This window comes from Micromonospora sp. NPDC049523 (assembly GCF_040676775.1).
Lineage (GTDB): Bacteria > Actinomycetota > Actinomycetes > Mycobacteriales > Micromonosporaceae > Micromonospora_G.
This window is the reverse complement of sequence record NZ_JBFAPP010000009.1, coordinates 214,422-229,024: the sequence shown is the minus strand read 5'-3', so window position 1 is coordinate 229,024 and position 14,603 is coordinate 214,422. Positions and strand designations below refer to the sequence as shown.

Here is a 14,603-nt window from a genome sequence, read left to right as displayed (position 1 = left end):
TTCATCCGTTGTTCAGGGCATGTCACGGTGCAGACCCTACGGTCGGCGAACATGCGACGACTTCTGATCCCTGCCGCGCTGACCGTACCGCTGCTCCTGGCCGCCGCCGCTCCGGTGGGCGCGAACGGGACCGCCGGGGGACAGACCCGAGTGGTCCGAGCCGTGGTCGAGACCCCGGCGCTGTACGACGACGAGGCCGGTGGAGACGCTGACGCCGACGACCCCGCGATCTGGGTCAACCCGGCCGACCGGGCCGGCAGCCTCGTGATCGCCACCGCGAAGAACGGTGGCCTGCGGGTGTACGACCTGCACGGTCGGCAGCGGCAGGCGATCGCCACCCCACCCGCGCCGGGACCGGACGACGAGCCCGGCCGGTTCAACAACGTGGACCTGGTCGACGGCTTCAAGCTCGCCGGGCGGCGGTCCGACCTGGCGGTGGTCAGCGACCGGGGTCGGGACCAGCTCCGGTTCTACCGGATCGACCCGTCGGGGCGCCGGCTGACCGACGTCACCGCACCCGACGTCCCGTACGCCTTCAGCCGGGACCAGGCGGAGGTCAACCAGCAACGCACGGCGTACGGCCTGGCGACCTGGACCGACCGCGACGGCACCGTGTACGTGGTGGTGAGCCGGCGCAGTACGCCGGAGGTCGGCATCTTCCGGCTGGTCGCCCGGGGTGACCGGGTCAGCTACCGCCCGGTGGACCGGCTGACCCTGCCGTCGGAGTTCACCCTGCCCGACGGCGAGCGGTGGGCGCCGTGTGCCGATCCGGGCGACGGGCCGCAGGTCGAGGGGATGGTGGTCGACCCGGCGACCGGGGTCGCGTACCTGGCGCAGGAGACGGTCGGGCTGTGGCGGATCCCGGTGACCGGTGGACGGTTCCGGGGCCAACCGGCGTCGGTCGAGCGCACCCGTGAGTACGGCGTACCGGCGGTGTTCGATGCCGAGGAGGACGACTGCGTGGTCGACTACGCCGCCGACCCCGGATTCGGCGGGCGGATCGCGGCGGACGTGGAGGGCCTGACCATCCACCGGACCGGTCGGCTCGACGGCACGCTGGTCGTGTCGAGCCAGGGCGACGACACGTTCTTCACCTACGACCGGCGGACCAACCGGCCGGTCGGGCGGTTCGTGGTGGCCGACACCCTGCGCGCGGGCGTGTCCGTGATCGACGGCGTACAGGAGTGCGACGGCGCGTCCGTGGTCTCTACGCCCCTTCCCGGCTTCCCCGGCGGCCTGCTGGTCGTGCACGACGGGCAGAACACGCCCGAGGTCGTGGACGGCGACGGTGAGGTACGGGCGAACACCAACTTCAAGTTCCTCGACGCGGGCTTCCTGCGCCGCTGACACATGGCTTCTCGGCGCCGGACGAGTGACCGGGGCCACGGTCGGCGGGGTTGACGAAGGCGCCCTCTGGGAGCGGGAGAACGTCCGGTTTCCGCCGGGCGTTTTTCCGCTGCTCGGGGCGGTGAAGGTTTTCACACATGCTTGTCGCAGATCCGTAACAACGGCGCATAATTGCGATCGACCGGTACCACTTATCGAGGACTGGATCGAAGACATGAGCGCATCGCCGCGCCCGCGTCCGGCCACCCCTGTCGGGGTGACCGCGCCGGCTCACCGCCCCGCTGTCGCCGTACCCGAAGGCGGGCGGCTCGGGGCCAGGACGTTGACCGTCGGTGTGATCGGCACCGGCCGGGTGGGTGCCGTACTCGGCGCCGCTCTGGCTCGGGCCGGGCACAGGGTGCGCGCCGCCTCCGGTGTCTCCGAGGCGGCCAAGGCGCGGATCGCCCAACTGCTGCCCGGCGCCGTGAACCTGCCCGCCGCCGAGGTCGCCCGGGCCGGAGTCGACCTGCTGATCATCGCGGTGCCGGACGACGCGCTCGCCGCCGTCGTGTCCGGTCTGGCGGAGACCCGCGCGCTGCGCCCGGGCCAGCTTGTCCTGCACACCTCCGGCGCGCACGGGCTCGGGGTGCTCGCACCCGCTGCCGCCGTCGGCGCCCGTACGCTCGCGGTGCACCCGGCGATGACCTTCACCGGTACCGCCGACGACCTGGCCCGACTGCCCGGCATCTCGTACGGCGTGACCGTGCCCAGGGACCTCCGTCCGCTCGCCGCCCGGCTCGTCGCCGACCTGGGCGGGGTGCCCGAGTGGGTGGCCGAGGATGATCGCCCGCTCTACCACGCGGCCCTCGCGCACGGGGCGAACCACCTGGTCACCCTCGTCAACGAGGCGATGGACCGGTTACGGGACGCGGGTGTGGCGCAGCCGGAGAAGGTGCTCGGGCCGCTGCTGCACGCCTCCCTGGACAACGCGCTGCGGCTCGGTGACGCGGCGCTGACCGGTCCGGTCGTCCGTGGCGACGCCGGCACCGTGGCCAAACACCTGGACCGGTTGGCCGCGACCGCACCGGAGTCGGTCGCCGGTTACCTGGCACTGGCCCGGCGCACCGCGGACCGGGCGATCGCCGCCGGCCGGCTCCGCCCGGTCGACGCGGTGTCGCTGCTCGGCGTGCTGGCCGACCGGCAGCGGCAGGCGGTGTGATGGCGACCCGCCGGGGCCACCTCACCGAGCACGGAACCGTCGGGAGCCAGGCAAGCGTCGGCGGGCAGGGAAGCGTCGGGAGCCAGGGAAGCGTCGGGAGCCGGGGAAGCGTCGGCGGGCAGGGAAGCGAGGAGCGGGCATGACCGAGGTGGTACGCAGCCGGGCCGAGTTGGCGGCGGCGCGCGACGCGTTGCCGGGCACGGTCGCGGTGGTGATGACCCTCGGCGCGCTGCACGCCGGGCACGAGGCGCTGCTGCACGCCGCGCGCGAGCGGGCCGACCACGTGGTGGTGACGATCTTCGTCAACCCGTTGCAGTTCGGGCCGACCGAGGACTTCGACAAGTATCCGCGTACCTTCGATGCCGACCTGGCGATCTGCGCGGCCGCCGGGGTGGACCTGGTGTTCGCGCCGTCCCGCGAGGAGATGTACCCGGTCGGCGCGCCGCTGGTCCGGGTCGACCCCGGCCCGCTCGGCGGGGAACTGGAGGGCGCCAGCCGTCCCGGCTTCTTCCACGGGGTACTCACCGTGGTGCTCAAGCTGCTCCAGGTGGTCCGCCCGGACTTCGCGTTCTTCGGCGAGAAGGACTACCAGCAGCTCACGCTGGTCCGCCGGATGGTGCTCGACCTGAACGTACCGGTGGAGATCGTCGGTGTGCCGACGGTTCGGGAACCGGACGGACTCGCCCTTTCCAGTCGTAACCGCTACCTGTCGGCGGACGAGCGGGTGACCGCGTCGAGCCTGTCTGCCGCCCTGCGCGCGGGCGCGGCGGCCGCGGCGGCCGGGCTCGGCCCCGACACCGCGCTCGCCGCCGCCCACCAGGCATTCCAAGCCACCGGTACGCCGGGCGCGAAGCTCGACTACCTGGTCCTGACCGACCCCGATCTCGCTCCGGCCCCGCTCACCGGCCCGGCCCGGATGGTGGTGGCCGCCTGGGTCGGCGGTACCCGCCTGATCGACAACCTGGCCGTCCGGCTCGCCGACCCGGCCACTGATTCGTCCGGCCACCCGGCCGTTGATTCGAAGGAAGAAATCTGATGTTCCGCACCATGCTCAAGTCGAAGATCCACCGCGCCACGGTGACCCAGGCCGACCTGCACTACGTCGGTTCGGTGACCATCGACGAGGAGCTGCTCGACGCCGCCGACCTGCTGCCCGGGGAGAAGGTGGCCATTGTGGACGTCACCAACGGGGCGCGGCTGGAGACGTACACCATCCCCGGTGCGAGGGGCAGCGGCGTGATCGGCATCAACGGTGCCGCCGCGCATCTGGTGAACCCCGGTGACCTGGTCATCATCATCGGGTACGGGCAGTTCGAGGACGCCGAGGCGCGGTCGTACCAGCCTCGGGTGGTGCACGTCGACGTGGACAACCGGGTGATCGAACTGGGTGCCGACCCGGCTGGGGTGGCGCCCGGGATGGCGGGCGAACTGGTCCGCGGTGACCTGGTGGCGGACGCCAGCTGAGCACACCGAGCTGATGGGTCGATCACTATCGACCACTTCGCCGAGGCGACGCAACGGCACCGGACGGCTACGCTGTGACTCAGCCGTCCATACTGGTGCCGCCCCGGGGGAGGGACGCGATGCGTCGTTGGTGGAGCGTCCTGGTAGCGGCGGGAGCGGCGGTCGTCCTGCTGTCCGGCTGTGGGAACTCGGCGGGTATCGACGGTTCGCTGATGGACGACTGGGCTCCGCTGGCGGAGGCGAAGCCGTTCGTCCCGCCGGTCGGCACCTGCCATCCGGCCGACCCGGTCAAGGTTGCCCCGCTCTCGTCGTACGCGCCGGTCGACTGCACCGCCCCGCACCGGACCGAGACGGTGCACGTCGGCACGTTCGCCGCCCCGGCCGCCGGGCGGGACGCACCACCGGCCGAGGGTTCGCCGGAGATTCGTACCGCCTTCGGCGAATGCGACGGGAAAGCACGGGAATACGTCGGCAACGAATGGCGGGCTGGCCGCCTCCGGCTGGAGGTGGCACTTCCCTCCCCGGTGGCGTGGACGGGTGGTGCGCGGTGGTTCCGGTGCGACATGGCGGAGGTGGCCAACGTCGAGCCGACCAACGGCGTCGTGACCAGCCGGACGGCCAGCGTACGGGGCGCCCTGAAAACTGCTTCGCCACTGGCCCTGGCCTGCTACTCGATCAAGCGGGCGGCGAACCGGGGCATCACCGGGATGGTGGTCGTCGACTGCGCCAAGGCGCACAACAGCGAGTTCGTCGGGGTGTGGAACGCACCGGAGATGAACTACCCGACCAAGGACCTCGACTGGGTGCCGATCTTCGGCGAGTGCCAGAAGTTGATGGCGACGCACATCGGCACGCCCAATGACGTCAACCTCGCGCTCCGCGCCGGTGTGGTTCCCCTGCCGCCCACCCGCGACGACTGGCAGGCCGGTAACCGGGGTATCCGCTGCTACCTCGACCTGTACGGCGACGGCACGGTCAGCCGCCATCTGCGGGGCGCCGGTCTCGCGGCGTTGCCCATCCCCACCAAGTAGCCGCGGCCCGATCGGATCCAGATCACCCTCGCCGCCCCCGGCCGTCGGGCCGTGCATCGAGCGGAGTTCACTGTGCTGATGCATGTGCCGACCCTGGATCTGCCGGTGTTGCCCACGCTGCTCGCCGCACCCGCGCCGGGCTGGGTGGAGACCACCGACGTGGTGGTGGTCGGGTCGGGTATCGCCGGCCTGACCGCCGCGCTGCAGCTACGCGAGGCGGGCCTGCACGTCACCGTCGTAACCAAGGTCAACATCGACGACGGCTCCACCCGCTGGGCCCAGGGCGGCATCGCCGCCGTACTCGACCCGCTGGACACCCCGGCCGCGCACGCGTACGACACCGAGGTTGCCGGGGTCGGGCTCTGCGACCCGGAGGCGGTCCGGGTGCTGGTCGAGGAGGGCCCGGCCCGGCTGCGCGAACTGATCCGGATCGGCGCCGAGTTCGACCGCAACGCGGACGGCTCGCTGATGCTCACCCGCGAGGGCGGGCACCGCACCAACCGGATCGTGCACGCCGGGGGTGACGCCACCGGTGCGGAGGTGCAGCGCGCCCTGCACGAGGCCGTCGGCCGGGACCCGTGGATCCGGCTGGTCGAGCACGCGCTGGTGCTGGACCTGCTGCGAGCGCCCGGCTGGGGCGACGCGCCGGGCCAGGCCTGCGGTATCACGCTGCACGTACTCGGTGAGGGCAGCGAGGACGGGGTCGGTGCGATCCTGGCCCGCGCGGTCGTGCTCGCCACCGGCGGAATGGGACAGGTCTTCTCCACCACCACCAACCCGGCGGTCTCCACAGGGGACGGTGTCGCGTTGGCGATCCGCGCCGGTGCCGCCGTCACCGATCTCGAGTTCGTCCAGTTCCACCCGACCGCCCTGATCAGCCCGGCCGACGCGACCAGTGTGCTCGGCGCCGCCCAGCAGCCGCTGGTCTCCGAGGCGCTGCGGGGTGAGGGCGCGTACCTGGTCGACGCGGACGGCAAGCGGTTCATGCTGGGTCAGCACGAGCTGGCCGAACTGGCCCCGCGCGACGTGGTGGCGAAGGGCATCCACCGGGCGCTGCAGGCCTCCGGCGAGGACCACGTCTACCTGGACGCCCGGCACCTCGGCGCGGAGTTCCTCAACCAGCGCTTCCCCACCATCGTCGCCTCCTGCCTGGCGATCGGCATCGACCCGGCGGTGGACCTGATCCCGGTCGCGCCGGCAGCGCACTACGCCTCCGGTGGCGTCCGTACGGACCTGCACGGCCGTACCTCGATCCCCGGCCTGTACGCCTGCGGCGAGGTCGCCTGCACGGGCGTGCACGGTGCCAACCGGCTGGCCAGCAACTCGCTGCTGGAGGGGCTGGTCTTCGCCCGGCGGATCGCCGACGACATCACGCACAACCTGCCGCCGCAGGTGCAACCGGCACCGGGCGGGGCCTGGCAGGGCGGCACCGGCTGGGTGGTGCAGCCGGAGAGCCGGACCACCCTGCAACGGGCGATGAGCCGGGGTGCCGGCGTACTCCGGTCGGCGGAGTCGTTGCGGGCGACCGCCGCCGAAATGACCGGGGTCGCGTTGAGCCGGGGCGCGCCCCGAACCGCGAGCTGGGAGGCGACGAACCTGGTCACCGTGGCGTCGGCCCTGGTGGCGGCGGCGTACGCCCGGGAGGAGACGCGGGGCTGCCACTGGCGGGAGGACTTCCCGACGGTGAGCGACGAGTGGCGGGGTCATCTGGTCGGTTCGATCGGACCGGCCGGCGAACTGCTGGACAGCTGGGAGGCGCTGTGAGGACCGCTACCGAGGACGCGTTGCGTACGGCCGGGCTGGATCCGGTGGCCGTGACCCGGATCGTGCAGACCGCGCTGGAGGAGGACCTGGGGCCGGACCGGGTCGACGTGACGAGCGTGGCGACGATCCTGGCCGGACAGGTCGACACGGTGGACGTGGTGGCCCGCGCCGACGGGGTGGTGGCCGGGCTGGCCGTGGCGGCGGCGGTGTTCGAGCTGGTCGGCGACGAGGCGTCCGGTCGTACGGTGGAGGTGTTGGTCCGGGCCCGCGACGGCGACCGGGTGGCCCGCGGCGACGTGCTGGCGACGGTGACCGGGCCGACCCGGGTGCTGCTCACCGCGGAGCGGACCGCGCTGAACCTGCTCACCCGGATGTCCGGGGTGGCGACCCACACCCGGGCCTGGGCGGACGCCCTGGTCGGCAGCAAGTCGACGGTGCTGGACACCCGCAAGACCACGCCGGGCCTGCGCGTGCTGGAGAAGTACGCGGTCCGGGCCGGCGGCGGGACCAACAAGCGGATGGGCCTGTACGACGTCGCGATGATCAAGGACAACCACAAGCTCGCGGCCGGCGGGATCACCCCGGCCTACCAGCGGGTGCGGGAGGCCTTCCCGCAGGTGCCGATCCAGGTCGAGGTGACCACCGTCGCGGAGGCGGTCGAGGCGGTCGAGGCGGGGGCGAAGTTCCTGCTCTGCGACAACATGACACCCGGTCTGTTGGCCGAGGTGGTGGCGGTGGTCGGCGACCGGGCCGAACTGGAGGCGACCGGCGGGCTGACCCTCGACGTCGCGGCCGAGTACGCCGCCACCGGGGTCGACTACCTTTCGGTTGGGGCGCTGACCCACTCGTCGCCTATCTTGGACATCGCACTAGACCTCCGGCCGGCAGATCACGGCCGGGACGAGGGTACGGACCTGGAGCACCGGGGCTGACGAATGCTGCTCTGCATCGACATCGGTAACACCAACACCGTTCTGGCGACGTTCGACGGCGACAAGCTGGTCCACTCGTGGCGGATCAAGACCGATGCCCGGTCGACCGCCGACGAGCTGGGCCTGAAGTTCCGTGGGCTGCTCGCCGGTGACGCGGTGGAGATCACCGGAGTGGCCGCCTGCTCGACCGTACCGGCGGCCCTGCGGTCGCTGCGCAGCATGCTGGGCCGCTACTACGCCGACGTACCGAGCGTGATCGTGGAGCCGGGGGTGAAGACCGGGGTGCAGTTGGCGATCGACAACCCCAAGGAGGTCGGCGCCGACCGGGTGGTGAACACCCTGGCCGCGTACACGATCTACGGGGGGCCGTCGATCGTGGTCGATTTCGGCACCACCACCAACTTCGACGTGATCAGCGGCCGGGGCGAGTTCCTCGGCGGTGCGTTCGCGCCCGGCATCGAGATCTCGTTCGACGCGCTCGCCGCCCGCGCCGCCCAGTTGCGCAAGGTGGAGCCGACCAAGCCGCGTTCGGTGATCGGCAAGAACACCGTCGAGTGCCTCCAGGCCGGTCTCTACTTCGGCTTCGCCGGGCAGGTGGACCGGATCGTGGAGCGGATGACCGAGGAGTTGGGTGAGGTGCGGGCCGTCATCGCCACCGGTGGCCTGGCCCCGCTGGTGATCGGCGAGTGCGCCACCATCACCCACCACGAGCCGATGATCACCTTGATCGGCCTGCGGATGGTCTACGAGCGCAACCTCTGACCGCTGCCGGGTCAGCGGCGGCGGGCGCGGTAGACGGTGGTGCGGTAGGGCAGGTCGAAGGTGTCCCGGCCGGCGAGGTCGGGGTGGTGCAGGGCCAGATCGCGTACGGCCGTCTCCAGCTCGCGTTGCCGCTGCTCGGAGGCGGTCAGGTAGTAGGAGCGGGTGCTGACCAGACCGACCAGGGTGTCGGCGGTGTGGCTGGTGGTGTGCGTGAACTCGGCCCGTTCCAGCGGCTCGAAGCGGTCGCCGAACGTGGTCAGGTCCGGGGCGGTGTCCACGCTCGTCCGGCCGGCGAAGTCGGCCAGCAGCCGGCTGAGCGCGGCCACCCAGTCCACCGACTCGTCCCGGCTGTTCCAGATCGGCGCGAAACGTCCGCCGGGGCGGAGCACCCGGGCGGCCTCGGCGTGCGCGCGGTCGCGGTCGAACCAGTGGTACGCCTGCCCGCTCATGATCGCGTCGGCGTCCCCGTCCGGCAGCGGAATCGACTCCGCGCTCCCGGCCAGCGCCGTCGTACCCGGGGTGGCGACCGCCAGTTGGGCCCGCATCCCCTCGTCCGGTTCGACGGGTACGACCCGGTGCCCGAGCCCGAGCAGTTGCCGGGTCAGGATGCCGGTCCCGGCGGCCAGGTCCACCACCCGGACCGGGGCGGGGGCGTCCACCGCCCAGGCGAGCGCGTCCACCGGGTACGTCGGACGGAAGCGGTCGTAGGTTTCGGCCGCGGCCCCGAACGACAGCGCCTGCTCAAGATCAGCCATGGTTCGATGCTATCCCCGGGTTATCCGCTGCCCGGCCGGAAGGCACTTGAGTAGGCTCGGGGAATTCTGCCGAACTCACTGTCCTGAGGAAGCCTGCCGTGACCGAGCACATCCCCGCCCCCGCCGAACCCGTGGACGACCTTCCGGAGCAGATGCGGGTACGGCGGGAGAAGCGGGACCGCCTGCTCGCCGACGGCGTCGAGCCGTACCCGGTGGGTTATCCGCGTACCGCGACCCTGGCCGAGGTCCGCGCCAGGTACGTCGACCTGCCCACGGACACCCAGACCGGGGACACGGTCGCGGTGACCGGCCGGGTGATCTTCGTACGGAACAGCGGCAAGCTCTGCTTCGCCACCCTGCGCGACGGCGACGGGACCGAGCTACAGGCGATGATCTCGCTGGACCGGGTTGGCCCCGAGCGGCTGGAGGAGTGGAAGCGCCAGGTCGACCTCGGTGACCACGTCGGCGTGACCGGTGAGGTGATCACGAGCCGGCGTGGCGAGTTGTCGGTTCTCGCCGCCTCCTGGATGATCACCGCGAAGGCCCTGCGACCGCTTCCGGTGGCACACAAGCCGCTCAGCGAGGAGGCGCGGGTCCGGCAGCGTTATGTCGACCTGATCGTCCGGCCGCAGGCCCGCGACACCGTTCGTACCAGGGCGACCGCCGTACGGAGCCTGCGCGATTCTCTGCATGCCCGGAGTTTCGTCGAGGTCGAAACCCCGATGCTCCAGTTGCTGCACGGCGGCGCCACCGCCCGGCCATTCGTGACGCACAGCAATGCACTCAGCACCGACCTGTACCTGCGAATCGCCCCGGAGCTTTATCTGAAGCGTGCCGTGGTGGGCGGGATCGACCGGGTCTTCGAGATCAACCGTAACTTCCGTAATGAGGGCATCGACTCCTCGCACTCTCCCGAGTTCGCGATGCTCGAGATGTACGAGGCTTACGGCGACTACGACACTATGGCCAAGCTCACCCGGGAACTGGTGCAGGAGGCGGCGTACGCGGTGGGCGGCTCGCACGTCGTGACGCACGCGGACGGGACCGAGTTGGACCTGAGCGGCCAGTGGCGTACGACGACGCTCTTCGGCTCGCTTTCGGAGGCGCTCGGCGAGGAGGTGACGGTCTCCACCGATCGGGCACAGCTCGTGCGCTACGCCGAAAAGATCGGTCTGGGGGTCGATCCGAAGTGGGTGCCGGGCAAGCTCGCGGAGGAGCTGTTCGAGGAGCTGGTGGTGCCCGGACTGCGTGAGCCGACCTTCGTACGCGACTACCCGGAGGACACCAGCCCGCTCGTCCGCGCCCACCGTGAGCAGCCAGGACTCACCGAGAAATGGGACCTGTACGCGCTCGGATTCGAACTCGGCACGGGCTACTCGGAACTGGTCGACCCGGTGGTGCAGCGTGCCCGGCTGCTCGCCCAGGCGCAACTCGCGGCGAAGGGCGACGATGAGGCAATGCGCCTGGACGAGGACTTCCTCCGCGCCTTGGAGTACGGAATGCCGCCCTCCGGCGGCGTCGGAATGGGAATCGACCGGCTGCTGATGACCCTCACCGGCCTCGGAATTCGGGAAACCATCCTGTTCCCCTTGATCCGCGCGGAGTAGTCGCGTAAGTCCTGTTGAGTAATTTCCGGGTCCTATTGACGCAACGAGCGCGTTGCGGGCTATTGTGCTCTTGTTTGCCGAACAACCTGCGGTTTGCGGAACACCCTGCTCGAGAGGATTACGGCACGTGGCCAAGCAGATCATTCACAAGCTTGTCGATGACCTTGACGGCGGCGACGCGGACGAGACCGTCAAGTTCTCGCTCGACGGCGTTCAGTACGAGATCGACCTGTCGAAGAAGAACGCCGGGAAATTGCGGGACCTATTCGCCCCGTACGTGGCGTCCGGCTCGAAGGTCGGCCGTGGCGGTGTTGTCGTCGGTGGCCGGGCTGCCCGCGGGCGCGGTGGCGCCACCGCGGACCGGGAGCAGAACAAGGCGATCCGGGCCTGGGCCAAGAAGGAAGGCCGGGACATCTCCGACCGCGGGCGGATCCCGCAGGAGATCGTCGACGAGTACCACGCCAAGGCCGGCCGCTGAGGCCTGGTGCGCCTGACCGGCTCCCCGCGCCGGGTCCGGAGCGAATGCGACGCTTCTGGCCCGGCGCTGGATTTTCTCCCCGACACCCCCAACCCCCCACCCCCGCCCCCCCACCCCCCCACCCCCCAGGAAGCGCGCCGATCTTGCAGTTGTGGTTGTTGACAAATCCGATCAAGGCCATGATTCGGGCACCCAAACTGCAAGATCGCCCACGTCGGTGGGTGTGACGGGGTGAGTGACGGGGCGAGCTTGGTTGTGATGGGTGGGGGTCGTGCCCGTTCTGGTCCGACTTGTCTGTTTCGGTTGGATGTTGTTGGACTGCTGCCCGGGACCTGGGCGGTCCGGAAAGATCTGCGGTCACCGGGAACGAACCCGGTGCCGCCGACGTTGTCCACAGGCAGTGGAAGAGTTATCCACAAGCTGTGGATGGACTCGGGACTGCCTGTGGACGTCAGACCGCCCCGCTGGATTTCGCTCTACGCGTAGAGCCGGGGGCCGGGGAACACGCTCTGAGCGCGGGCAGTTGGGAAAAAACGTCGCGGACGTGGCGCATTCCAGCAACACACGACCTCAGAAGAGTCGGTTCGCGGCGATAGAGTGATGGCACGGGTGTCACCTGGACGCCCGGGCGCTGGCCCCGCCAAGATCAATGGCGCACGGCACGTGAGGAGCACGAGGGCATGTTCGAGCGGTTCACCGACCGAGCGCGGCGGGTTGTCGTCCTGGCTCAAGAAGAAGCCCGGATGCTCAACCACAACTACATCGGTACGGAACACATCCTGTTGGGTCTCATCCACGAGGGCGAAGGCGTCGCCGCCAAGGCTCTGGAGAGCCTGGGTATCTCCCTGGAGGGCGTCCGCCAGCAGGTCGAGGAAATCATCGGCCAGGGTCAGCAGGCGCCGAGTGGGCACATCCCGTTCACGCCGCGGGCCAAGAAGGTGCTGGAGCTGTCGCTGCGCGAAGCGCTGCAGCTCGGCCACAACTACATCGGTACGGAGCACATCCTGCTCGGTCTGATCCGTGAGGGTGAGGGCGTCGCCGCCCAGGTGCTGGTCAAGCTCGGCGCCGACCTGAACCGGGTCCGCCAGCAGGTGATCCAGCTCCTCTCCGGCTACCAGGGCAAGGAGCCGGCCGCGGCCGGAGCCGCGCCGGGTGAGGCCGCGCCGTCGACCAGCCTCGTGCTGGACCAGTTCGGCCGGAACCTGACCCAGGCCGCCCGGGAGGGCAAGCTCGACCCGGTCATCGGGCGCGAGAAGGAGATCGAGCGGGTGATGCAGGTGCTCTCCCGCCGTACCAAGAACAACCCCGTCCTGATCGGCGAGCCCGGGGTCGGTAAGACCGCGGTCGTCGAGGGGCTGTCCCAGCGGATCATCAAGGGCGAGGTGCCGGAGACGCTCAAGGACAAGCAGCTCTACACGCTTGACCTGGGTGCCCTGGTGGCCGGCTCGCGTTACCGCGGTGACTTCGAGGAGCGCCTGAAGAAGGTGCTCAAGGAGATCCGCACCCGCGGGGACATCATCCTGTTCATCGACGAGATCCACACTCTGGTCGGCGCTGGCGCCGCCGAGGGCGCGATCGACGCGGCAAGCATCCTCAAGCCGATGCTGGCCCGCGGCGAGCTGCAGACCATCGGTGCCACCACGCTCGACGAATACCGCAAGCACCTGGAGAAGGACGCCGCGCTCGAGCGCCGGTTCCAGCCGATCCAGGTGGGCGAGCCGTCGCTTGCCCACACCATCGAGATCCTCAAGGGTCTGCGTGACCGGTACGAGGCCCACCACCGGGTGAGCATCACCGACGCCGCGTTGGTCGCGGCGGCCACGCTGGCCGACCGGTACATCTCCGACCGCTTCCTGCCGGACAAGGCGATCGACCTGATCGACGAGGCCGGCGCACGGATGCGCATCCGCCGGATGACCGCGCCGCCAGACCTGCGTGACTTCGACGAGCGGATCGCCCAGGTACGTCGGGACAAGGAATCCGCCATCGACGCGCAGGACTTCGAGCGCGCCGCGCAGCTGCGGGACAAGGAAAAGCAGCTGCTCGGCCAGAAGGCCCAGCGGGAGAAGGAGTGGAAGGCCGGAGACCTCGACGTCGTGTCCGAGGTCGACGACGAGCAGATCGCCGAGGTGTTGGCGAACTGGACCGGTATCCCGGTCTACAAGCTGACCGAGGAGGAGACCTCCCGGCTGCTCCGCATGGAGGACGAGCTGCACAAGCGGGTCGTCGGCCAGGAGGACGCGGTCAAGGCGGTGTCCAAGGCGATCCGGCGGACCCGGGCCGGCCTGAAGGACCCGAAGCGGCCTTCCGGCTCGTTCATCTTCGCCGGCCCGTCGGGTGTGGGTAAGACCGAGCTGTCCAAGGCACTCGCCGAGTTCCTGTTCGGCAGCGAGGACGCCCTCATCCAGCTGGACATGTCCGAGTTCCACGACCGCTACACGGTGTCCCGGCTCGTCGGCGCGCCCCCCGGATACGTCGGTTACGACGAGGGTGGCCAGCTGACCGAGAAGGTGCGTCGGCGGCCGTTCTCGGTGGTGCTCTTCGACGAGATCGAGAAGGCCCACCCGGACGTGTTCAACACGCTCCTCCAGATCCTGGAGGATGGCCGGCTCACCGACGGTCAGGGCCGGATCGTGGACTTCAAGAACACGGTCATCATCCTGACCACCAACCTGGGTACGCGGGACGTCGCGAAGGCGGTGTCGCTGGGCTTCCAGGCCTCTGAGGATTCCGAGTCGAACTACGAGCGGATGAAGCAGAAGGTCAACGACGAGCTCAAGCAGCACTTCCGGCCGGAGTTCCTCAACCGGATCGACGACACGATCGTTTTCCACCAGCTCAACCAGAACGAGATCCTGCACATCGTCGACATCATGATCCAGCGGATCGAAACTCAGCTCCGCAACAAGGACATGGGGCTCGAGCTCACCGACAACGCCAAGAAGTACCTGGCGAAGAAGGGGTTCGACCCGGTGCTGGGAGCCCGGCCGCTACGCCGGACCATCCAGCGCGACATCGAGGACAACCTGTCCGAGCGGATCCTGTTCAACGAGCTGACCCCCGGTCAGATCGTGGTGGTGGACTGCGAGGGCGACCCGGAGAACATCGACAAGTCCAAGCTGGTGTTCCGCGGTGCGGAGAAGCCGGTGCCGGTGCCCGACGCGGTGCCCGCCGACCTCGGCAACACGGCCCCTGCCGGCGCGGACGAGTAAGCAGCACAGCAGCACCAGAGCGGCCCCGGACAGCGGCGAGAGCCCGGTCCGGG

General features: G+C 70.1%; 12 protein-coding genes. 11 read left to right on the top strand and 1 reads right to left on the bottom strand.

Translation table 11 applies throughout. From position 1 onward, the window contains the following. Positions 1 to 51: 51 nt before the first annotated feature. The 8 genes from AB0J90_RS16635 (at position 52) to AB0J90_RS16600 (ending at position 8,498) form a co-directional block, all read left to right on the top strand. Positions 52 to 1,347 (top strand): phytase, encoded by a 1,296-nt coding sequence (locus AB0J90_RS16635; RefSeq protein ID WP_363596617.1) that lies wholly within the window; start codon positions 52 to 54, stop codon positions 1,345 to 1,347. A gap of 214 nt (positions 1,348 to 1,561) precedes the next feature. Beyond that, positions 1,562 to 2,545, top strand: coding sequence for a DUF2520 domain-containing protein (locus tag AB0J90_RS16630; protein WP_363596615.1), 984 nt, complete (start codon positions 1,562 to 1,564; stop codon positions 2,543 to 2,545). Positions 2,546 to 2,684: 139 nt separating this feature from the next. Further along, positions 2,685 to 3,581 carry a pantoate--beta-alanine ligase gene (gene panC / locus AB0J90_RS16625; protein WP_363596613.1) on the top strand — a complete coding sequence of 299 codons (897 nt, stop codon included), beginning with the start codon at positions 2,685 to 2,687 and terminating at the stop codon, positions 3,579 to 3,581. Continuing rightward, entirely contained in the window at positions 3,581 to 4,009 is a 429-nt protein-coding gene (gene panD / locus AB0J90_RS16620; RefSeq protein WP_363596611.1) for an aspartate 1-decarboxylase, read from the top strand. The genes panC and panD overlap by 1 nt, the downstream gene beginning before the upstream one ends. 119 nt (positions 4,010 to 4,128) lie before the next feature. Further along, positions 4,129 to 5,040: a septum formation family protein gene (locus tag AB0J90_RS16615; RefSeq protein WP_363596609.1), complete on the top strand. Its 912-nt coding sequence runs from the start codon at positions 4,129 to 4,131 to the stop codon at positions 5,038 to 5,040. A 78-nt stretch (positions 5,041 to 5,118) separates the two neighbouring features. Then, on the top strand, positions 5,119 to 6,804 hold the full coding sequence (locus AB0J90_RS16610; protein WP_363596607.1) for an L-aspartate oxidase: 1,686 nt from the start codon (positions 5,119 to 5,121) through the stop codon (positions 6,802 to 6,804). After that, entirely contained in the window at positions 6,801 to 7,736 is a 936-nt protein-coding gene (nadC, locus tag AB0J90_RS16605; protein ID WP_363596605.1) for a carboxylating nicotinate-nucleotide diphosphorylase, read from the top strand. The genes AB0J90_RS16610 and nadC overlap by 4 nt, the downstream gene beginning before the upstream one ends. A gap of 3 nt (positions 7,737 to 7,739) precedes the next feature. Then, a complete protein-coding gene (locus AB0J90_RS16600) occupies positions 7,740 to 8,498 on the top strand; it encodes a type III pantothenate kinase (RefSeq protein WP_363596603.1) in 759 nt (252 codons plus the stop codon). 11 nt (positions 8,499 to 8,509) lie between these two features. Here the strand turns inward: AB0J90_RS16600 and AB0J90_RS16595 are convergent, their stop codons facing one another. Further along, positions 8,510 to 9,253, bottom strand: coding sequence for a class I SAM-dependent methyltransferase (locus tag AB0J90_RS16595; protein WP_363596601.1), 744 nt, complete (start codon positions 9,251 to 9,253; stop codon positions 8,510 to 8,512). A 152-nt stretch (positions 9,254 to 9,405) separates the two neighbouring features. Between AB0J90_RS16595 and lysS the strand changes: the two genes are divergently transcribed. The 3 genes from lysS to AB0J90_RS16580 all read left to right on the top strand — a co-directional run bounded on the left by lysS (position 9,406) and on the right by AB0J90_RS16580 (position 14,550). After that, a complete protein-coding gene (lysS, locus tag AB0J90_RS16590; RefSeq protein WP_363596839.1) occupies positions 9,406 to 10,860 on the top strand; it encodes a lysine--tRNA ligase in 1,455 nt (484 codons plus the stop codon). Positions 10,861 to 10,987: 127 nt separating this feature from the next. Continuing rightward, positions 10,988 to 11,338 carry an Lsr2 family protein gene (locus AB0J90_RS16585; protein ID WP_326562180.1) on the top strand — a complete coding sequence of 117 codons (351 nt, stop codon included), beginning with the start codon at positions 10,988 to 10,990 and terminating at the stop codon, positions 11,336 to 11,338. Positions 11,339 to 12,018: 680 nt separating this feature from the next. Continuing rightward, a complete protein-coding gene (locus tag AB0J90_RS16580; RefSeq protein ID WP_326562181.1) occupies positions 12,019 to 14,550 on the top strand; it encodes an ATP-dependent Clp protease ATP-binding subunit in 2,532 nt (843 codons plus the stop codon). The last annotated feature ends 53 nt before the right edge of the window (positions 14,551 to 14,603 follow it).